Genomic DNA, 23357 nt, shown 5'->3' on the forward strand with positions numbered 1-23357 from the left:
CAACACATGAAAATTTACGGACGATCAGGATGGCTGGCAATTGTAATGTTGCTCGCATTGTATAATACTGCTAACTGCCAGGTGGCGCAAACCCCGCCCATGGGCTGGAACAGTTACAACTGTTTTGGTTCCGCAGTGCATGAAGATGAGGTAAAAGCCAATGCAGATTATGTGGCGAAGAATTTAAAACAATATGGCTGGCAATATGTGGTGGTGGATTTTTTGTGGAGTTACGATAATCCTGTTGGCAGCACCATCGGCAACCCATTTCAAAAGCAACTGGAAGATGGTTCTTATGTGCCTTGGTTAACGATGGATAAATGGGGAAGGCTGATGCCGCAACCAACGAAATTCCCTTCAGCCTTTGGCGGCAATGGTTTTAAACCTTTGGGCGATTATGTGCATGCACTGGGATTGAAGTTTGGTATTCATGTGATGCGGGGTATTCCGCGACAGGCCGTATGGTCTAAGTCACCAGTGATGGGCACCAATGGTATTACGGCGGATATGATTGCCGATACCAGTTCTACCTGTCCCTGGATGAACCACATGTATGGCCTGAATATGAGCAAACCGGGCGCACAGGAATACCTGAATTCTATATTGCAATTGTATGCTTCCTGGGGAGTCGATTTTATAAAAGTAGATGATATCTCAAGGCCTTACCGTACCTCTGAAATAGAAGGGTACGAGAAAGCCATTGCAGCCTCCGGCAGGCCGATGCCGTTAAGTATTTCGCCCGGCGAAACTGCCTTAACTGCGAAAGATCACGTAACCAAACATGCCAGCATGTGGCGCATGGCCGATGATTTTTGGGACAACTGGGAGATGGTGTTGCATATGTTCAATTACGCCAAAAGCTGGGAAGGAACCGGCGGCCCGGGCCACTGGCCTGATTGTGATATGATACAGATTGGCAAACTTTCCAAGCGTGGCCCTGTCGGCCCGGAGCGATATAGCCGTTTTACAGAAGATGAATTGTATACGCACATGAATTTCTGGTGCATCTATCGTTCGCCCTTAATGCTGGGCGGTAATATGCCAGATAACCGGGAACTGGAGCTAAAACTATTTACCAATGACGAAGTGTTGGCGGTAAACCAGCAAGGCGACAACCCGAGACAGTTGTATAAGCAGGATGGCAGCATGATATGGGTTTCCAATGTACAAGGCAGTAAAGATTTGTATGTCGGTCTTTTTAACATCGGCGACAATGCGCATGAAGTTGTACTTGATTTAGCTTCTCTTAAACTAAAGGGCAGTGTTGGGATAAGAGATTTATGGAAGAAGACTGACCTTGGTTCATTTAAGAAAAAGTACACACAAAAAATAAATCCGCATGCATCGGTGTTGTTGCGGTTAACAGTTAAATAAATTTTAAATAGCAATCCAAAATGATCAACCAACAAATAACCAAACGTAGGTATTATTACACAGCAATTCTTGCAGTAATTTTTTGCAGCGCTGCGTTTATTGTTACTGCACAAACCAATAAAAATTTTATTTCCAATCCAATTCTGCCCGGCTATTTTGCAGACCCAACCATTGTAAAAGAAGGCGATACTTATTTTATTTATTCCACCATTGATCCATGGGGCGGCGATGAAGTAGCGGTATTTGAAACCAACAATTTTAAAAAATTTACCCGTCGCCATATAAACTGGCCCACCAAAAAAGCCTGTACCAGCCCGACTTCCGGCGATTCGAAGGTTTGGGCGCCTTCTGTAACGAAAGGCCCCGGTGGAAAATTTTATATGTATGTTTCCGTAGGCAGTGAAGTGTGGGCGGGCGTGAGTGATAAGCCGCTCGGCCCATGGAAAAATTTAAAGGCGGATAATTCGCCGTTGGTGACGAAAAATGATTATCCCGAAGTACACAACATAGATGCCGATGTATTTATAGATACTGATGGTGCTGCTTATTTATATTGGGGTTCAGGCTTTAACTGGGTGAATGGTCACTGCATGGCAGTAAAATTAAAGCGGGATATGGTAACATTTGATGGCCAGCCAAAAGAGGTAACGCCGCCCCATTATTTTGAAGCACCACATATGATTAAACGCAACGGAAAGTATTACCTGATGTTTTCCGAAGGCAAAGCCATTGATGCTACCTACCAGGTTGGATATGCCACAGGTGACACGCCCTTTGGCCCGTTTACAGCAGGTGTTAACGACCCGATATTGTCTACCTCAAAAGACAGTACAACCTACGGCCCCGGGCATCACACCGTGTTTTCAGTTAAGGGGCAGGACTATATTTTATACCATCGCATTCACCCGCAAAATAAAGCCTACGTGCTAAGACAATTGTGTATTGACAGCCTGCAATTTGATGCCAATGGAAATATTCTAAAAGTAAAACCAGGTGGCGTGAAGAAATTTATAAAGTGATTGTAAAAAAATAAATGGCTGGTAGCGTAACAATTTTAAGGACATCCTTTTTTATTGGTTTAAGTTTACCCGATATTTACTGTCTCAAATAAAATTCATTTTATAAAAGATGTACACTAAAAAATACCTGCTTTTTACGCTTGTTCCATTGTTAACTTTTACTGCGTTTGGTCAGCAAAGTACGGATGCAACACTCAATTCCATTCCGGTAGTAAAGCCCGGCGCCACACTGGTAAAACTACCACAGCAATTTGCATTTGCCGAAGGCCCGGCGGTGGATAAAAAGGGCGATATCTATTTTACCGATCAGCCCAATGATAAAATATGGAAGTATGATGTCAATGGAAAGCTGTCTTTGTTTATGAACAAGACCGGCCGTGCCAATGGTTTGTATTTTGATAAACAGCAACGCATCGTTGCCTGTGCCGATGAACAGAATGAACTACGTGCTATTACGCTGAAAAAGAAAGTAACCGTATTGCTGGATAATTTTGAAGGTCAGAAATTGAACGGTCCCAATGATTTGTGGGTGGATAGCAAAGGCGGTATTTATTTTACCGATCCGTATTATCAACGTGATTACTGGCAACGAAAGAAACCCGACATGAAAGGTTGCTATGTGTATTACCTGCCAAAAGGAAGCCGCAAAGCGGTGATCCTTGATAGCACGTTGATACAGCCCAATGGCATTGTAGGCAAGGCAGATGGTAAGACGCTGTATGTGGCCGACATCAACGATAATAAAACCTGGCGCTATCAAATCAATGCAGACGGTAGTTTATCCAACCGCCAACTCTTTGCAGCCCAGGGCTCCGACGGTATGACGATTGACAGGCAAGGCAACATTTACCTCGCTGGTGTAGGGGTAACCGTGTACAATGCGCAGGGCGTAAAATTGGGCAACATACCTGTGCCTTCCAAATGGGTGGGCAACCTATGTTTTGGTGGCCAACGTCGTGACTTGCTGCTAATTACTGCTTCTGAATCAGTGTATACTTTGCAGATGGCTGTGAAAGGGGAGGGGTGAAGCGTAAAATAATTCTAGTCAATTACTATTCAGCCAACCTAAATGAGATATGTCATCATCATGGCAATCCTATTCAAGCAATCAGCAGGCTCATCTAAAAATCGCAAGTTGACGAATTGAAAGTGCATTCAAAAAATGTTGACAAACAAATATTTGTTGTACTTTGTCATTTCAAAATTAACTTGTCAATTATTCTTTTGCCGTTCAAAATCCGCCACTTGCCAAACTTCCTGAAACAATTTTGTTTACTGGCCGCTTTATTACTGATTGCGCCAGGTTTATATCCCCAGTTAATTACCACCATTGCCGGTAATGGTACCGGCGGCTTTTCGGGTGATGGGGGGCCGGCATTGAGTGCTCAATTGGATAAGCCTGTAGGTATGTGTTTTGATGCCGCCGGTAATATGTTTATTGCAGAATACGGTAATCAGCGGATCAGAAAAATTGATGCGGTAACAGGATTAACAAGTACAATCGCTGGTAACGGTACCGGAGGCTTTTCCGGTGATGGCGGGCCGGCAATCAATGCGCAGCTAAATCATCCGGTTTATTTGGTGACTGATAAGCAGAACCACCTTTACATCTCCGACTACCTGAATTTACGGGTACGAATGGTAGATCTTACAACAGGTATTATTACTACCATTGCAGGTAACGGAACAGAAAATTATGTCAGTGGCGCCAGGGCTGACCAAACAGGTATGTTGCCTTATGGGTTGGCTTTTGATAACAATGGCGACTTGTTTATATCGCAGCGGCCGGGCCCCTTTGCGAGCTATACTACTAATATTATCAGTAAGGTTAACATGCTGACGGGCATTGTAACAACCTTTGCCGGTAACGGGCAATATATTTTTTCAGGTGATGGAGGGCCTGCTCTCCAGGCCGCTTTTTGTTATCCAATGGGTATGTGTTTTGACGCATCCAACAATTTGTATGTGGCCGACAATATTGACGTCCGTATCCGGAAAATAGATGCCATTACGGGTATTGTTACCACTGTGGCTGGTGATGGCACAGTAAACGATAATGCTCCCGATGGAACACTTGCAACGCAAGTCGGCATATCTTCTCCTACGGATGTTAAAATTGATGCTGACGGTAACTTAATTTACGTGGATTATAACAATATAAGCATCCGAAAAGTAAATATGTTAACCGGTGTTATGTCTACGCTTGCCGGTATGAGTAGCGCCGGTTTTGGCGCAGATTGTGTTTCGCCCACATCAGTGCCTATGGGGGAACCGCGGGCAGTGGCATTCGACTCGAAGGGAAATCTTTGTTTTACCGATCAGGATTATAACCGTATCCGTTCAATCATTCCGGGAACGCCATCCAGTATCACCATTGCCCCATCCAGCAGCGATGTGTGCCTTCAAAATGTAGTTACATTTTCTGCTCATACAACCGGCGCAAGTGCCCAGGCTTTTTATCAATGGACAAAGAACGGAGTAAATGCCGGAACCAACAGCGATGCCTACACCGATACATTTCATAAAGGTGATGTGGTTGTATGTATGTTAACACCGGGTACTTGCGGCAATACACAAGTAGCCAGCGCCCCGTACACTTTAACTGGTACTTTTGAAGTTACTCCTGTTGTAACAATTGAAGCAACCTCAACAGAAATTTGTGCAGGTACTGCTATTACATTTACCGCCACCAATGTTAGCGGAAGTTTGAACCCTTCTTTTGAATGGTACATAAATAACCAGCTGGCAGCAACTGGCAGTACCGTTTTTAATAGCAATACCTTAAAGGATGGCGATATAGTGCAATGCATTATGCGGATGCCGATGTGTAATTTCGGTACCACCAAGGATTATTCAAATGCAGATACTATCAGGGTGTATACATCACTGCATCCAACTGTAGGTATTGCTGCATCCTCACCTGCCGTGTGCAAAGGTAGTCCGGTAACTTTTATTGCAACCGTCTTAGAAACCGGTCCCGCGCCGGTATATCAATGGAAAATAAACGGGGCATCGGTGGGTATAAACAATGCTATATTTCAAACCGCGGGACTGCAAAATGGAGATGTTGTGAGTTGTGCGATTACAACCGCTCCGGCTAATAGCTGCCTGCCGGTTCAAACGGTAGCATCAAACGAAATAGTGATGACAATTCAGGAACCTGTAAACCCGTCACTTCAAATTAAGGCATTGCAAACAGGTTTATGTCAGGGCGACTCTGTTCAGTTGTTGGCAGTTGTAACGCCCCAGATACAGCAAGCTGTTTTTAAATGGCAGGTGAATAATACGACTGTATCCGGCACCAATTTATATACCGTACAGCACGCTGCCGATGGAGATCAGATTTCCTGTTCAATTGATATTGGTGGGTGTGCAGTTGCGCCGACAATTACCTCCAATACTATTAAGTTGTTGGTACACCCTTTACCGTTAGTCACCTTAAACCCTGCGGATACTGTTGTTGGCGCAGGCGTCAGCGTGCAATTAACGGGAACTGTGCCGGGTACCGGTTTTAACTTTTTTTGGAGGCCCGCAGATAAATTACAATCTTCCACAACACTAAACGCTATTACAGTGCCCATGCAAACTGCAACCACTTTTGAGTTGAATGTCACATCTGCTGACGGCTGTACAACAGTTAAAGAAGCAATCATTAAAGTAAATAGTAAACTGTACATGCCGGCTGCATTTACGCCCAACGGAGACAGGAAAAATGATGTATTCCGCATTCCGCCCAACGTATCGTTTCAGCTGGAATCTTTTAGCATTTTTGATCGCTGGGGAAATAAAATATTCAGTACATCCGACATCAGTAAAGGCTGGGACGGAACCTATATGGGCAAACCATTTAGAAGTAATTCCTTCATTTTTTTAATTACAGGCAGAGATAATAAAGGGATTGTAAAACAAAAAGGCAGTTTTTTGCTCATACGATAATATACATCATTTCACCAAACACAACAATTACTACAAGTGTAGATTTCGGCTGTTAATACAAACCGGATATTGCAAACTATTATTTAACGCCCCAAGTATAATTTGGTTTATCACCCAGTACATACACGAGTTGACCACCTTTGGTAATGTCTGAAAAGCTGATCCACGGCGTTTCAATTTTTTTGCCATTGAGTGTTACGGATTGTATGTAGATATTTTTGGCCGAATTGTTTTGAGTAATGATTTCAAATTTTTTACCTGCGTGATATTCTTGATCCAGCCAAATAGTTGTCTTATCAAACAAGGGAGCGGTCAACATTACTTTTGAATCTTTTTCCACACCACCGGTCATCTCAAAAAATCCCATGGCGGTATTTACAAACCAGCCAGACATCTGCCCTTCATCTTCATCACCTTCCCAGCCTTTGTAGGGCGTCATGCCATAAAAAGCGTCCATTATTTTGCGGGTATACAGTTGTGTTAACCAGGGTTTGCCCGAGTAGCTGAACAACCAGGCCGCCTGCATATTTTCTTCGTTGCCGTGATTGACATAGTATTCAAAACTGCTGTCCTGGTGCCGGTCAAAAACATAGGCAGTATAATTATGTTTTGCTGCTTTTTTAAATCCTTCTTCCAGCCGTTGATTGAACAAGTCTTTGCCCATCATTTCTATCAATCCGGGAACATCGTGCGGAACATACCAGGTGTATTGCCAGCCATTTCCTTCAATCCAGTTTTTGCCATTAAACGGATCATAATTTTTTTCCCAGTTGCCCATGGAATCTTTTGGTACCTGCCATTTTAATTTCGGGTGAAACTGGTTTTTCCAGTTTTGTGACAGCTTCATGCAATACACATAATCATCCGGCTTGCCCAATGCAAGGGCAAGTTGTGCGGTGCAATAGAAAGTGTACGCATAATCCAGCGTACGGGAAGAGCGTTCAATTTCATACGGCACGTAACCCAGCCGGGTAAAGTAATCCAGTTTTTCCATACCTGCCGTGCCTGATTTTTCTGTTCGCCCTCCCTGCTCTTTTGCATTGTGAATGATGGCCTTGTAAAATTTATCCAGGTCGTAGTTGCGAATGCCCTTTTGATAAGCGGCTACCATCAGCGCAATTTCGTGGGTAACTTCCATAATGCCGGTATGTTCCAAACCCGTGGGGCCGTCACTCGTCCAGCCGGTTTTATCAAACAACTCCAGTTCTGTCTTTACCCAATTGTTCATCATATCAGGCGCAATGGTGGAGAGCAGGAAATTATAATTCCAGTAAGAATTCCAGAAAGCATCGCCGCCATACATTTTACCGTTGGCCGGCAGCTGCTGAATAATTTCTTTGGGGTCCCGGTATCTTCCGTCAGCATCGCTCCAGGTTTGTTTTGAAAAGCTTCTGTATAAGTTGGTGTAGAATTTTGCTTTGTTCGCTTCATCTCCTTCTACAGTAATTTTCGACAACAAATCATTCCAATGATTCCTGGCAGCAAGCCTTGCCGTTGTAAAGTTCCAGCCAAAGCCATCCATTTCGGTGGCCAGGTTATTCCTTGCACCGGCCAAATCCACCAGTGATAAGCCCACCTTTAACTGAATGGATTCTTTATCGTGTACATCAAAGTTTACGAAGCCGCCAACGTTGCCATCGCCGGAAATCGCTGCGACATCTTTCTGGATTTTATTGCCCACCCAGCCATTTAAAGATTTAAATGGTTTACTGAACTGGATGGAGAAATAAAGTGTGTACTGGTCTTTGTTGATATCCACCGATCCTTCTACCAAACTATCATTTACTTTACGGATAATTCCATTGCTTACCCTCGCATTCATCTCCGTGGGAAAAAGCAGGCTGAGCAAAATACGGGCTTCTTCATTTTTAGCAAACGTGTATTGATGAAAGCCACAATGCGTGGAAGCAGTCATTTCTGCCAGGCAACCGGCATCATATAAAAAGCAGGAATAATAACCCGGTGAAGCTTTTTCCGTTTGCTTTTCAATGCGGGAATGAAAGCCTGCGCCTGCGCCACGATAAGGACTTGTTGCAGGTCCGGGCGTATTGGTGAAGTCCTGCACTGCAGGCATAATCATTAAGCCTGCCATGTTATATGCATGCAGGTGACTAAAGCCGGTGACGTTTGCAATAGAATAATCGTAGCCGCTCATCCAGCCGGCATCCTGGTTATCTGGCCCCAGTTGTATCATACCATAAGGCACGCTTGCATAAGGTCCCAGCATCCAGCGTGCATTGGAAGTGCCGGTGAATATATTTACATAATCAACCGGCTGTTTTTGTTTTGTTGATTTATTTTGCTGGCCCGAAGTTGTTGCGGGCAACAGGAGTGTGGCAACACAAAAAATAAAAAAGGTAGTGTTTACCGGTGTCAATATTTTTTTCATAATTATGTGGAAAGAGTAAGTGTATTTTAAAGTTAAAGTGGATGTACTTCACTTAAAAGAGAATAAACCTTACCATTAAGCCATACAATCGTCCAGCTAAAATTGACTTATTTTTTTGATACTTCAAAAGTTATTGCAGAAGCAACTTTGCTTTTGCAACAATAATAGCCAGAACCAACAACAGTATTGCGAAAGCTAATTTGATGCGGCGACTTTTTGCTGATGGTACTGATATTGTAGCCTGAAGATTGAAAAAAAATGATGTACATTGACTCCCAATAAAGAATAGCCATGGCAATCACTTCATGTCATCCAGTTAATAAACAAATAGCCTTCCGTTCAGTACTATTGCTGTCGGGTATATTTTTTCTTAGCCATGTTGCCGCACAGAAAACAGGAACGGTGCAGCAAGACAGGCAGCTCTGGCTTACTTACCTGGATAAAATAGCACGCCCGGTTTTAACCAATCTTGCCAACAATACTTTAAAAGAAAAAATGCCGGTGTTTTTATCTGAAAGGGTAGATAATAAAAATGCCAGGATGGAAGCTGCATACCTGGAAGCTTTTGGAAGAACGCTTGCTGGCATTGCTCCCTGGCTTCAACTGGACGAAGGCGATGGCGAAGAAAAAAAGTTACGGAATAACTACCGGCAGCTGGCAGCAAAGGCATTGGCAAATGCGGTGAATCCTGCCGCAAAGGATTACCTGTTGTTCAGCGGCACCCAATCGCTGGTAGATGCTTCTTTTTTATCGCTGGCTTTAATCCGTTGTCCGTGGTTATGGCAACAGGCGGATACAGTTACTAAGCATAACGTTCAGAATGCTTTTTTATTAACCCGCAATACCGTTCCCTATTACAGCAACTGGCTTTTATTTAGCGCTATGATTGAAGCCTTTTTTTGCAAGTACCAGTTGCCATATGATAAAATGCGGATTGATTATGCCGTAAAAGAATTTACCCATCACTGGTATACCGGCGACGGGTTATTTTCTGATGGCATGCAATTTCACCTGGATTATTACAACAGTTATGTTATTCAGCCTTACCTGCAGACTATTGTTAATATTATCAATAGAACAGATAGCAGCTATATATCCCTTGCGCCGACGCTGGATAAAATTGCCAAACGTTACGCAGTGATACAGGAGAGACTGATCAATACGGATGGTAGTTTTCCGGTAACGGGGAGATCCATTACCTACAGGGGTGGAGCTTTTCATCATCTAGCCAATATGACTTACACCAGACAACTGCCACCGGAACTAAGCCCGGCACAAGTAAGGTGTGCATTAACAGCTGTAATAAAGAAAACTCTGGAAGCGCCTGCAACGTTCAATGAAAAAGGCTGGCTAAATATAGGGTTGTATGGTTCGCAACCGGGACTTGCGGAAGGGTATATCAATACCGGCAGTGAATACCTGTGCACACAAATATTTTTACCTTTGGGTTTACCTCCAACGGATGATTTCTGGAACATGCCTGCTGTGCCCTGGACATCAGTAAAAATATGGTCAGGCCAGGATGTACCAGCCGATCATGCAGTTGAATAAGTGCCATCACCAACATGAAGAGTCGCAGCTATTTTCAAAACGGAGTTGGTTTACATTTGATACAATCATTGTTACGGTAACTAAGTAACGTACATCTTCTGTTGTGCATTGGATAATTTTCAATCCAGGTAACTATAAAAGGTCATAAAATAAAATACCGGATAGCCGGAAAAAATTACTGCATCCAACCGTCAATTTTTAACGGTTAAAATCATTGAATGGGTAAATCAAAAGCGCCTTCCGTAACTACTTTTCTGAGCGTACTTCCATCCAAAAGATTGGTCAGTTGTCCGCTGAACGTGCCTTTTATATTGGTAGCCGTTCTGCTGGTAATTTTGATAGTAAACGGAGGATTAGGAGCTAAAAAATTGCTGCTGGTATTCCAGATGGTAAATGACTGATCCGCATTCTGTAGAAAACAATCTATCTCAATGCGATATGTGCCAGGGGGAATAAAATGTTGCTCATCGTAGGTGCCGGGGTTCACTACAGAGTTATCATTCATATTTATAAAAAGTTGAAGCTGGGGAACAGTATTGCCATTCGGCTCTCCTGTAAATCCATCAAGAAATAGATAAGGAACTGGTGTTCCCGTTAAATTATCAAATACTTCTGCGTGTGCCCTGTTATAGAAAGATGTATATACACCATCTATTTTGCAATTAAAGATACCCGCAGGTGCTGCTGTAACAACTATATCAAACGTGCAGTTGGTATTTCCAACAGCAGGAGAAAGCGTACTGGTGCCTGCCGCAACCGGGGCGCCAAATCCCTGCAGGGTTACTGATATTCCTGTGGCGGCAGCTATAAACACACCGGTAGCGGAAAATTGAATACCATTTACCGCATTGGTGGTAATGGTATAAGGGCCGGCAGAAGTGACATCAACTTTTATGACAACCGTGTTGGCTGTGGTAAGAGGCGAATTGACCTGGTAAATTCCATTCACTACTGCGTTGTTGCATGCACCTGGCGAACCGCTAAGCGTAAAAACCGCAGGCGCCGCTACTTGTGCAAATGTAATATCAAAATTACAGGTAGCCGTTCCGGCGGATACAACAAATGTTTTAACACCCGCTGCTGCGGGCGTGCCCGTTGCCGTAAGCGTAACTGTTTGTAAACCTGTTGTAACAAAGGTGCCACTGGCAGCAAAGCTAACTCCATTTACTGCTGCAGTACTGATAGTATAAGTTCCGGTGGCGGTAACGGTAACCTGTATTTTAGCTGTGTTGGCAGCGGTCATTGCAGTGCCACTGGTATAGCTGCCGGCAAGTGTAAACCCGGTACAATTACTGCCAGTTCCTCCAAGCGTATATATGGCTGCGGTTGCACCTGGGGTTACAGCAACTGTGAATGTGCAACTGCTGCTTGGGGTGTCTGCAGTTATATTAAAAGTGCCGGATGTGACCGGGGAGCCTGTGGCTGTTAAGGTAACATACTGAATGCCCGTATTGACAAACATGCCTGTTGCAGAAAAGGAAAGCCCGTTTACGGCTGTGGTTGTTATAGTATATGAACCGGCGGCAGTAACATTTACTCCGAGCTTCACAGTATTGGCTATGCCAACTGCTGCACCAGCCTTGAAATCCCCGCTTACCACGGCGCCGGAACAAGCACCGTCGGTGGCAGTTGCATAAGTGTACACTGCAGGCACAACATTTTCCGCAACGGTTGTTACGGCAATAGCACAGGTTGTGGCGCCATACCTGATATTAAAATTATTAGTTGTTGCTGATTTGGGTGTACCTTTTGCCAACAGATGAATTGTATGGATGCCGGTGCTGTTAAAATTGCCTTCAGCACTAAAGGAAAAACCATTTATAGTATCCGACACTATCCGATAACTGCCTGTTCCTGTAACATCTGCCTGGATATCGATCGAATTGGCTGAAGTAAGAAGGGAGCCTGCTTTGAAGATACCGCTGACCGATGAGCCAAGACAATTTCCAGAAACAGATTTCAATGTTCCTGCAGATGTAGCGGCTGTTTCAAAACTATCCTCGCGCTGGCAGGAGCTTAACAAAATTATGGCAACTGATAGTTGGTAAAGCGTACGAATTAATCTCATTATTGTTAGTTGTGCGGTAAATATATCGGATATTATGTAACCACTAAAAATAATTTAACACCAACTCAGTACACAATAAAATGAATGTATTTCCAACAGGCTCCTTCCTTTGGTTTAATATACAGAAGCTGTTGGCATAACATCTGCATCTTTAAAGGCCGCAATATAACTGTCTTTATAAAGCACAGCTTCGTTTTTTTTACCTTCTGCCAACAGGCTTTGGTACAAGCCAAGCAGTGACCAGCCGTTGTTGGGGTTGGCAAGCAGATCTTCCCGGTATACTTTGTCTGCAGCGGAAGGTTGCTTCATTTTTAAAAGATACGCACCCAGGTATTGTCTTGCAGGCAGTATCCATTCCTGAGGTTCCCGGTAAATGAGCTTGTCCTCTTCTTCTACAGCGGTTCTCAAGGCGTTGATGGCATCGTTGGTTTTTCCTTCCGCATAATCAATTTCACCTTTTAATATGCCGGCTGCTATGCGGGCCATTTGTACGGGTGCGTTAAAAGGTATTGAACGGATAGCCAGCATCGTATCCTGCATGCCTGTCTGCAGATGATCCAGCAATTGCCGGGCGGCAGCTATATTCTTGTTGTGCACCTCTGATAATCCCCTTGCAAAATCATCCAGTATCATTGCGTATTTCCAGTTTTCATTTGGTTTGGGTGTGGCTAATATCTGCTCCCATTTTCCCATCCGAACCATGGCCAGTACCGGCAGCATCAACACTTCCTGGCTATGCGGATCTTTATCAATACCTGTTGCCAGTGCCAGCATCCTGTTTTTTGCTCTTTGGTACAACGGAACCGCCTTGCTGTACATTCCCGCGTTGATTGCACAAAATGACTGAACTGCATACACATGCACCATATTGTTTTTACCGATGTGTAAATTGGGTGCCAGGTCATCTATTGTGTTGTTTGCCGTATTGGCATCTTCGTTTACTGAAACACCTTTTGCAAAAAGGCCGTTGCGCTGGTACATATGTGTAGCCATATGTACCATATGTGCCACACCGGGCATGGCATCTTTTAATATTTCCGCACTGCGCAGGGCCAGTTGCGGCTCATGCGAGGCTTCAGTAAGATGAATATAATAGTGCAGTGCGGCAGGGTGCAAACGTTGCCGCTGCATAATACCTTCACAAAGGCCTACCAGCTCCTGCGTCCAGCTTTTTGGCGTGCCATCATTGTTCCAGAAATCCCATTTATGTTGCAGCATAACTGCATCTACATACAGGGCTTTGATATCATCATCGCTTCTAAACTGCTTTACCAGTGCGTGCAAAGCTGCCGCATAATTGCTGTCCAGCTGAGGCCTGTCTGAGTTGCTTGTATCGGCAGAGTATCTTAGTTGCATAGCCTTAATTAATTCTCTTTCTTTCTCACTTGCACCAGGCATATGTTTGTTCATATCTTTCAATACAGCTGGTACCTCATTACCCATCTTATAATAATTATTATTGTAGTAAGGCCCCATGGCAAGGGCCTGGCCCCAATAAGCCATGGCACAATTGTTATCAAAACGGGCGGCTTCTTTAAAAGAAGCCAATGCCTCCCTGAAATGATAGCTGTAATAAAAATTAAGTCCCTGGTTAAAATATATTTGGGTACTGTCATTGGTGGTGCTGATAGCATAACTGTAATGTCCCCATCCCGGCAACAGTGGAATAAATTTGCCATTATCCCCGGCCGTTACACCGGTTGCAGGAAAACCGCAGGAAATGATATCATGTTTTTCAGCGGCAGCGGCAACGGGTTTGTAAAAAGCTTTGCCTGCTACAAGTGCCAGCACGCAAAGTATAAGTACAGACGTGAATAATATGTTTTTCATACTGAGTCAATTTGTATTGAAGATAAAAATATTTTTTCTGGAAACGCAGCGTAAACAGCAGCTTTACACAAAGCCCTTCCGCATGTGGTGTAAAGCAGCTGGCAATTTGTATCCGTTTACAACTTTGCCGGATTATAGAACGCAAGGGATCGTTTTTCTGTATGCAATGTTGAAATTTTTCTCATCCGTTTTTTTCGTTGGTGTTTTTCGTTACTTTACGGCATGAGTACAGACAGGAGTAGCCGGTATAAAACCCCGGTGTATAAAAAAGATCAACCAGATGATAGTTATAAATTTAAGCCACTGCCCGGGCCTGTTGGGGTATACCCGTTTCACCTCGATATAAAAAGTATTATCCCGGATATCCATAGCGAAAAAATTATATTTCACATGGTGGGGGATACGGGCAGCTTACGCAACCCGGAGTTTACCCGTCTGGTGGCCAATGCGATGGCGCTCCAATGTGCGGAATCTGAAAATCAACCGCCGCAATTTCTTTATCACCTGGGAGATGTGGTATATAATCACGGGGAGGTAACAGAATATGACCGGCAGTTTTTTATTCCCTACCAACAATACCCGGGGCCAATTTTTGCTATACCCGGCAACCACGACAGTGATGTAAATCCGGCCGCTGTACAGCCTTATAAAAGCCTGGAGCCTTTTGTAAAAGTGTTTTGTTCACCTGTGCAACAGCCTGTTGATTTTAGTTTGATAAAAGACCGGCCAAGTATGACGCAACCCAATATTTACTGGACGATGGAAACACCACTGGCAACTATCATCGGGTTATATACTAATGTGCCTAAATATGGAATTGTTACCAAAGAACAACGTACCTGGTTTGCTGAAGAGTTGGTTACTGCCGGTAAGCAACAACCAGACAAAATGCTGATCGTTTGTATGCATCACTCACCTTATTCAGCGGATATTAACCATAGTTCAAGTATTGCCATGATTGAATTTTTGGAAGAAACATTTTTTCAAACAGGCGTTAGACCAGATGCTGTTTTTAGCGGACATGTGCACAGTTACCAGCGGTTTCTGAAAACCTATCCTGATGGGTTTACTACTACCTATATAGTGGCCGGTGCCGGGGGATATGATGAATTGCATCCTGTGGCTACATTAGATAATCCACAGTTTTCGGGTGATCATCCTTTGTTTAAAAATGTTGTACTTGTTAACTATTGTGATAATAAACATGGATTTTTAAAACTGGTGATTGAAAGGAAAGAGCATGGCCCGCAGTTAACAGGGGAATATTTTTCCATCGCACACGAGTATACAACAGCCAAAGCGGTAGATGCGCAGGTGGTTGAAAGATTTAGCGTAACACCGGGTAAAAAACTTACGCATAAGTAGACAGGGGATTAGGCAATAGCCTGGCATGTTTGATAAAAGTTAGCTTTATTCCAGATGTTTTAAAAACGATAAAATTTCGCCCTTTTTTCTAAAGGAGATGGCTACGGTGCTGCCGTCTTCCATTTCCATATAACTGTTTTTACCCTTGTAGTATTTTTTTAAAAACTGGGTATTTATCACCCATGAATTGTGCACCCTTATAAAATTAGATTCGGGTAAAAGTTGTTCCAGTTCTTTCAGTGTTTTGCTGCAGGTTATTTTCTTTTTATTTTCCAGCGATACGATGGTATAACTTCCCTTTGCTTCGCAGCTTACTATTTCATCTTTATTGATAAAAATAACGCCATCGGTAACCGGTAGGCCAATCTTATTATGACTAAAATTTGATTTAAGGTCTTTTAGCACTTTAAGAATGTCGGCGTTAACGGATAAGGAATTTATTTTTACAATAGCCTTTGCAGTGGCCTCTTGCAACTCGGCAATACTGATGGGTTTTAATAAATAATCTACCGCGTTGTGGCGAAATGCTTTTACCGCATATTCATTATAAGCAGTAATAAATATCACCTGGAAACTAATATCGGGTAACTGATCCAGCAGCTCAAACGCATTGCCTTTGTTTAGTTCAATATCAAGGTATACCAGGTCGGGTTTAAGCCTGTTTATCAGTTTGATTGCATCGGGTATATTCTTTGCATTGCCAATCAATGTCACATCATCAGCACAATGCTGTTGTATCATCGTTTCCAGTAGTTCGATGTTTCTTGGTTCATCTTCAATGTGTACCGCCTTTATCATGTTTTATATTTATATGGCAATTGTATAATAACTTGTGTACCTGCGGAAAGGCCATTATCCAGGTGCAAATCTTTAATTTCAAATTCCATTTCCAACTGGTTGATTTCGGTAATCACAGACAGTCTTTTTTTGATGATATCCATTCCGTAACTTTTATGTTCAGCATACAGATTATTTTTAAAATCGTTGATGTTGTCTCTGCCCACACCATTGTCCGTAACAGTACATTTTACAAATTCGTGGTTCAATTCAAAATGAACAGTTAGCATCCCTTTCCTGTTTTCCAGGGGTTTAATTCCATGCCTGATGCTGTTTTCTATTAATGGTTGCAGCATCATGTTCGGTATTTGCATTTTATCCGGCTCATCAATGTTTGCAACTGTCAGTTTATAAGTAAACTGGCCTGGCATTCTTAGTTGCTCCAGCATCAAATATTCAGTAAGGTATTCTATTTCACCGTTAATTGTAATAAAAGGAACAAGCGACAGATCCATGGTTTTCCGGATGAGGCGGGCGAATTTTACAAGGTATTCACTTGCTTCCATTTTGTTTCCCTTAAGTATTAACTGCTGTATAGAAGTAAGACAGTTGAAAATAAAATGCGGATTCATTTGTGAGCGAAAGGCAGCCTGTTCCAGTTCATGTATCCTTCCATATAAAGTAGTTTTTCTTTTTTCTTCTCTTCTTATTTTTTCGATTCTTTTTCTAAAGTAGATATAGACTAACAAAGGCAGTAAAATGGCTAAAATCAACCTGAGCCAGTTATTCTGCCACCATGGTTTTTCAATCGTAATTTTTAGTGTTATAATTTCAGAGCTTCTTTTCTGGTGCAAGGCAACCGCTTTAATCTGAAAGTTGTAAGTGCCCGGTTTAAGATTGTCTATCAGCAATTCATTATTAGTTGTGGCAGACCAGGTACTATCAGAGTTATCGAGCCGGTATAGATAGCTGATTTCATCTGCCACATTAAAACTTACGGCGCTGTATTGTATCAGCAACCTGTTTTTTGAATATGGCAGGCTGATGGCATTTACAGCGCTTGTATCGGTACTACTGGTGCTTACAGAAGTAATATAAAAAGGAATTACGGGCAGAACTTTATCCAAAAATTTGTCGGGTTCGTTAATAAAATATAGTCCGCTGCTTGTAGCAGCAACTATATTGTCTTGATATTTTATCAGCTGATTGATCGTAAGATTGAAAAAGCCATCGTTTTTTCCTATTTGGGTAATGGTATATTTTACAGGATTATAGCCAGTAATCACTATAACTGAAATTCCTTTTGCTGTTGCCACCCATAATTTATTTGCGATGGGTAATATGTATTTTATCTTATCACTCAATAGTCCGGTTGCTTCAGTAAAAGTAGCTATAATGGTAGTGTCTTTCAGCAAGGCGATTCCCTCCTGCCTTATGCCGATTGCCATCAGGCCGTTATCAAGTTGGCGTATACAACTGATACCTTTGTTTAACAATGCAGACGATGGTTTATATTTAACAAGGGTGTCCCAGGTGCCGTTGGACTTATATAACCCGTCATTGTTACCGGCCCAGATATTTGAATTGGAATCAAGATATGCTTTTGAAGGTTTATCTAAAATTTTTTTCGACCGAATGTAATTAACGTCTAAAAAAGGCTTTCTGTTGAAGGCACCAAAATCTGTTTTGTATTGTCTTAACGAATTTGCATCGCTGAATATAATGGTATCATTTTTTATTATCCCTTCAGCAGGAGAGGCAATCAAATAAATGAGGTTTAAATTAGGGTCTGTTGGTTTTACGATTTGATTGCCCCTAACGAGCCCTCCGAAGTAATAAAGTATTTTGTTTTTATCAATCAGTATATCAGTATTCGTATAGTATTTTAAATTTAGTAACAAATCACTTTTCATACCATCGAATTTGTATAAGCCGGATAAACTGCTGTACACAAAAATGCTGTCATTAATATTTAACATGCGGGAGATATCTGAATTTGTTTCATCGGTATTTTTAATGCGAAATATACCCGGATTTTTTACATAAAAAATGCCATTCTCAAGCGTTGAAAACCACATTCCGCCTTCATAATCTGTATTGATACAGGAAACACTTTTGTCAGATAATATTGGGGGGGCTGTTTCTTTCAATGAAACTGGGTTTACCGGTATAGCGCCACCCTTTCGTATACCAATCCATAGACGCCCGGACGCCAGGCACAGCGAAAGAATATCATACGGCATTTTTGCTATCAGGTAAGTACCATCAGGCCTTAATTTTCCCACCATTGAACCAGCAAAGAAAAAGATTTCCCGTGCATTATTTGAAATTGCCCCGTAATGCGGTGACGGATTGAATTTTATGGGAATTGACCAGGTAGTAATACGGTTGTTTTTTTTAACATGCAGAATCACTGTGTCAGACCCTGATCCTCCGGACACAGTTTTTTGAATGGTGCAATTTTTGCCGGTAACCTGGTCAATAAGAAATTCGGTTGATACTTTATCCCAGATATTATGATTGAATGCATGAATAATTCCGTCTGATGTTATAACATAGTTAGAATCAATGCTCGAATTCAGTGTTATATTTTCTGCATTATCCACATAAGCTTCAATAATGCCAATATTTTTAATCCGGCTCCTGATTTCAGCGTTGAACTTGTAGGGATGTATTTTTTCATTTTCAAAATAAGCCAATTGAGCAGTGTGTGAAAAGAACCAAATCCTGCCTTTACTGTCTTCCTTAATTTTAAAAACAACATTATCAGGCAAGTCAAACTGTTCCATTTTTTTACCATTAAACCTTACTACGCCGAGATCGGTGGCTATCCATATATAATGCCTGGAATCTTCAAAAATATAGTAGGCTTCATTGCTTGGTAATCCTTCTTCCTGGGTAAAGTTTTTAAAGATATATTCCTTTTCTTGTGCAGACAGGTTAAGTGGAGCAATGTTAAATGCAAAGCAGCAAATAAGGATTAAATAGCACTTCATTCATTTAAAGATAACATGCAAAATTATTTCTGCTGCAGAATTTTTTATCAGCACGAAACCTGCCGGACTAATTATTGCGGTTATGTACAAAACCTGTACGGATATTGTTAATAAATGACAAATAAAAACTAAGAATATTTCAGTTTAATCTGAGTGCTATATTTGATTTACCAACCTGATTTGTACTACTAACAATATTTCCGGGGATGTACACATGTAATACTAAACGATTACAGGTTACTCCCTGGACCCTATGTTGCTGATAATTTTCATCCAACTTACACTCACACAATCAATTTTTCATTTTTGCCCCCGGGCAGGAAATGAAAAATTGTATTGATTGATTGGCCCTTCCTGCCTTGAACGCAATTTCTACCGGCTAAAGTAAATTCATCCTGATGGGGCGTTCATCTAAAAAACGATCACCTGCCTTTTTTTATAACCGGTAGCATTTGACATGTATCTGGTAAAAAAAATAATTGGTCCAAATTTATATTATGCTGAAGTACTCCATTGCAGGTAGTGTATAAGATTTTTAAGAGTGGTAATTTGATGTAACCCTTACGGGTATTGAGTTGCAGTAAAAAATAAATTCAGGATATTTATTAAGAACTATTGCATTTGGCATTTGAATACTATATCTTGACACTCGTAGATCGCACATCTTACAGCTTCCCTTGGTAATCATTCTGTACGTTTTTAATTAATCAAAAATTGGTCATTCTAAACTATTTTAATTATGCAATCAGAATTTTTATTTTCAAAAAAGTCAATACTGCAGCACGGGCTAAAATCATGTTTGTCCACCATTGTTCTCATGATCTTTATAAGTACACCTGCATCCGCACAGCGAAAATCCTTATGGTCGGATGTTGCCGAAACAAAAATAAGGGCTGCACAGGGTGCCCGCATGATTGTACCCCGTGTTTACAGAACAGTCGCACTGAATCAGTCAATGCTGAAAAGTCTGTTAAAATCACTTCCGATGGAAAGCAGCGTTGCAGTTCGTAAATCAGGCAAAACGATCACCCTGCCAATGCCCGACGGATCGTATCAAAATTTTAGGGTAGTGGAATCGCCTGTTATGGAACCTGCGCTGATGAAAAAATACCCGGAAATAAAAACCTACTCGGGCCAGGGCATTGAAGATCCTGCGGCGACGGTTCGTTTTGACTGGACACCCAAAGGTTTTCATGCCATGATTCTATCACCAAAAGGTACCGTCTTTATCGATCCTTACAGCAAAGGAGACGTGGCTAACTACATCAGTTATTATAAAAAAGATTTTGTGCCGGCCGGCCGTAAAAATTTTTCAGAAGAGGCATCGGGAGAGGATATACTTAAGATGAAATCAGCCCCGCAAAAAACAGTACCAGATTATGCAGGCAAAGAACTGGTTTCATCAGGCACGCAGTTACATACCTACAGACTTGCATTGGCCGCAGATCATAATTATACTACATTTCAAGGGGGCACCAAAGCGCTTGCACTGGCGGCAATGGTGACTACCATGAACCGCGTGAATGGTGTGTATGAAAAAGAAGTATCGGTACATATGAATATCATAGCAGGCGATGATGCATTGATTTATCTTACCGCAGCGGGCGACCCATACACGGCATCAGGTGCATGTGATCTTCGTCCGCAGAACCAAACCAATATTGACGCCGTTACCGGAAGCGCCAACTACGATATTGGCCATTTGTTTGCCATGAGCGCCGGTGGTTGTGCGGTAAATAATTCTGTTTGTAATAATTCCCTTAAAGCATATGGTGTTACAGGTAACAGCAGCCCGGTGGGAGATCCTTTTGATATTGATTATGTAGCACATGAAATGGGGCACCAGTTTAACTGCCCTCATACCTGGAATGGTACCCAGGGTTCCTGTTCGGCGGGGCAATATGCGGCGGGCTCAGCCTATGAACCCGGCAGTGGAACCACCATAATGAGTTATGCCGGTATATGCGGCAGCGATGACTTGCAGCCACACAGCGACGCTTTTTTTGCTTCTAAAAGTTTTGATGATATCGTGGCATACACTTCTACAGGCACGGCGAGTACCTGCGGTGTTGCAACGCCTACAGGTAACAATGCACCTGCTGTAAATGCCGGCCCCGGTGGATTTACCATTCCAAAAAGTACGCCTTTTACTTTAACCGGTTCAGGGTCTGATCCCGACGGTGACCCACTGACTTTTGAATACGAAGAGTTTGATTTGGGACCGGCAGGAGCTCCCAACTCTCCCAGTGGAAATGCGCCCATATTCCGATTTTTTCCGCCGGGTAATTTGCCTACCCGAACGTTTCCTAAATTGTCAGATATACTCAATAACACACAAACCCTGGGGGAGATATTGCCCGGCTATGCCCGTACTTTGAATTTCAGGCTTACTGCCCGTGATAACAGGGCCGGTGGTGGTGGAGTGGCATATGCTTCGGTTTCTTTAAATGTAGACGGTGCCTCAGGCCCATTTGTGGTAACATCGCCGAACACGGCCGTTGCCTGGTGCCCGGGGGTACATACGGTTACATGGGATGTTGCCAATACCAATGTGGCACCTGTAAATGTTGCCAATGTAAAAATACTGATGTCTTCAGATGGCGGAAATACTTTTCCAACTGTGCTGGTTGCAAGTACTCCCAATAATGGCTCGGCCTCCGTTACAATACCATGCACAATCAGCAACCAGGCCCGCATAAAAGTAGAAGCCATTGGCAATGTTTTCTTCGATATTTCAAACGTCAATTTTACCACGGGAGATAATATACCGCCCACTTTTACTGCTCCGCCCAATGTAACAATATTTAAAGATGCCAACTGTAATTACACTGTGCCGGTTGCAACAACAGGTGATGTAACCAATGAAGCAGATAACTGCGATGCTACGCTCAATGCTACTTTCACTGATGCAATCGCTAACGGTACTTGCGAAGGCGAATTAATCATCACCAGGAAATGGACACTTACAGATGACTGTGGCAATACTACTGTACATAACCAAACCATTACGGTAACCGACAAAACTCCGCCCACTTTTACAGCACCACCAGCTATTACTGTTTATAAAGATGCCAATTGCAATCAGAATGTTACTGTAAGTGTTACAGGAGACGTTACGGATGAAGCAGATAATTGTGACCATACGCTGAATGCCGTATTTACAGATGGAGCACCTGTACCAGGCAGCTGTGTTGGTAACGAAACCATTACCAGGAAATGGACACTGACAGACGATTGCGGTAATTCAACAAGTCACAACCAGCTTATTACTGTTAAGGATACAACTGCACCGGTAATTGCTAACATTACTGCTACGCCTTCCTCGTTATGGCCTCCCGATCATAAAATGAATAAAGTGCTCATTGGGTACACAGCTGTCGACAACTGTTCGCCGCCTGCAAAAGTAACGACTGCATTAAAGGTTGCAAGCAATGAGCCGGTGAATGGCACAGGTGATGGCGATACTGCCCCCGATTGGATTGTGCAGGATAACCACCAGGTATCTATCCGGGCTGAAAGAGCCGGGACAGGTAATGGCCGGATTTATACCATCTTCATTACAGCAACCGACGACTGCGGAAATAAAAGCATGGACTCGACACATGTGATTGTCAATCATGATAACAGCCTTGCGGTGGTAAGAATTTTGACGGCGCAGGAAAATGTTGCGGGTCTTGAAGGCAAGGTATTTCCAAATCCCGGCACGGGCATTTTTAATGTGGTGGTAAAGAGTAACAATTCAACAGAAAAAGTTGTAATGAAAGTAACCGACGTGTATGGCAGACTACTGGAAATAAAAACCGTGAATGCCAATTCAACAACCAGGATTGGATCGGGTTATGCACCGGGCGGTTATTTTGTACAGTTAATACAAGGCAAACAACATCAGCAAATGAAATTGATTAAGACCATGAAAAGGTAGGCAGCAAATCTCTATGATTTGAATCATCGATTTTTTAACCCCGGCTGGCATGCATTGCTTCCGGGGTTATTTTTTTTAAACGATGAAATTGTGAAAAGTAGTTTGTATAAAATGATCGATCATCAGGTAA

At 42.5% G+C, this 23357-nt stretch carries 12 protein-coding genes; 7 read left to right on the plus strand and 5 right to left on the minus strand.

Annotated features, from left to right (window positions below):
* Positions 1–6: 6 nt before the first annotated feature.
* The 4 genes from JWR61_RS05740 to JWR61_RS05755 all read left to right on the plus strand — a co-directional run bounded on the left by JWR61_RS05740 (position 7) and on the right by JWR61_RS05755 (position 6329).
* Positions 7–1374, plus strand: a complete 1368-nt coding sequence (locus JWR61_RS05740; RefSeq protein WP_301926883.1) for a glycoside hydrolase family 27 protein — start codon at positions 7–9, stop codon at positions 1372–1374.
* 20 nt (positions 1375–1394) lie between these two features.
* The gene (locus tag JWR61_RS05745; RefSeq protein WP_301926884.1) at positions 1395–2393 is read left to right on the plus strand and encodes a family 43 glycosylhydrolase; all 999 of its coding nucleotides are present in this window, start codon (positions 1395–1397) and stop codon (positions 2391–2393) included.
* Positions 2394–2502: 109 nt separating this feature from the next.
* Positions 2503–3420, plus strand: a complete 918-nt coding sequence (locus JWR61_RS05750; RefSeq protein WP_301926885.1) for an SMP-30/gluconolactonase/LRE family protein — start codon at positions 2503–2505, stop codon at positions 3418–3420.
* A 218-nt stretch (positions 3421–3638) separates the two neighbouring features.
* Positions 3639–6329, plus strand: a complete 2691-nt coding sequence (locus JWR61_RS05755) for a T9SS type B sorting domain-containing protein (RefSeq protein ID WP_301926886.1) — start codon at positions 3639–3641, stop codon at positions 6327–6329.
* 79 nt (positions 6330–6408) lie between these two features.
* On the opposite strand, the gene JWR61_RS05760 is transcribed toward JWR61_RS05755, so the two are convergent.
* Complete coding sequence (locus tag JWR61_RS05760; protein ID WP_301926887.1) at positions 6409–8718, minus strand: GH92 family glycosyl hydrolase; 2310 nt, start codon at positions 8716–8718, stop codon at positions 6409–6411.
* 291 nt (positions 8719–9009) lie between these two features.
* On the opposite strand from JWR61_RS05760, the gene JWR61_RS05765 reads away from it, so the two are divergent.
* Entirely contained in the window at positions 9010–10269 is a 1260-nt protein-coding gene (locus tag JWR61_RS05765) for a DUF2264 domain-containing protein (RefSeq protein WP_301926888.1), read from the plus strand.
* 211 nt (positions 10270–10480) lie between these two features.
* On the opposite strand, the gene JWR61_RS05770 is transcribed toward JWR61_RS05765, so the two are convergent.
* Together JWR61_RS05770 and JWR61_RS05775 are read right to left on the minus strand one after the other, a co-directional pair.
* A complete protein-coding gene (locus tag JWR61_RS05770) occupies positions 10481–12337 on the minus strand; it encodes a hypothetical protein (RefSeq protein ID WP_301926889.1) in 1857 nt (618 codons plus the stop codon).
* 114 nt (positions 12338–12451) lie between these two features.
* Complete coding sequence (locus tag JWR61_RS05775; protein WP_301926890.1) at positions 12452–14167, minus strand: hypothetical protein; 1716 nt, start codon at positions 14165–14167, stop codon at positions 12452–12454.
* Between the two features lie 222 nt (positions 14168–14389).
* Between JWR61_RS05775 and JWR61_RS05780 the strand changes: the two genes are divergently transcribed.
* Positions 14390–15532: a metallophosphoesterase gene (locus JWR61_RS05780; RefSeq protein ID WP_301926891.1), complete on the plus strand. Its 1143-nt coding sequence runs from the start codon at positions 14390–14392 to the stop codon at positions 15530–15532.
* Between the two features lie 45 nt (positions 15533–15577).
* Here JWR61_RS05780 and JWR61_RS05785 read toward each other — a convergent pair whose 3' ends face one another.
* Together JWR61_RS05785 and JWR61_RS05790 are read right to left on the minus strand one after the other, a co-directional pair.
* A complete protein-coding gene (locus tag JWR61_RS05785) occupies positions 15578–16330 on the minus strand; it encodes a LytTR family DNA-binding domain-containing protein (RefSeq protein ID WP_301926892.1) in 753 nt (250 codons plus the stop codon).
* Positions 16327–19305, minus strand: a complete 2979-nt coding sequence (locus tag JWR61_RS05790) for a sensor histidine kinase (RefSeq protein ID WP_301926893.1) — start codon at positions 19303–19305, stop codon at positions 16327–16329. Before JWR61_RS05790 ends, JWR61_RS05785 begins: the two co-directional genes overlap by 4 nt.
* Before the next feature lie 817 nt (positions 19306–20122).
* Here JWR61_RS05790 and JWR61_RS05795 point away from each other — a divergent pair.
* On the plus strand, positions 20123–23227 hold the full coding sequence (locus tag JWR61_RS05795) for a reprolysin-like metallopeptidase (protein ID WP_301926894.1): 3105 nt from the start codon (positions 20123–20125) through the stop codon (positions 23225–23227).
* The last annotated feature ends 130 nt before the right edge of the window (positions 23228–23357 follow it).

This window comes from Ferruginibacter sp. (genome assembly GCF_028288465.1).
In the GTDB taxonomy this organism is placed as follows: Bacteria; Bacteroidota; Bacteroidia; order Chitinophagales; family Chitinophagaceae; genus Ferruginibacter.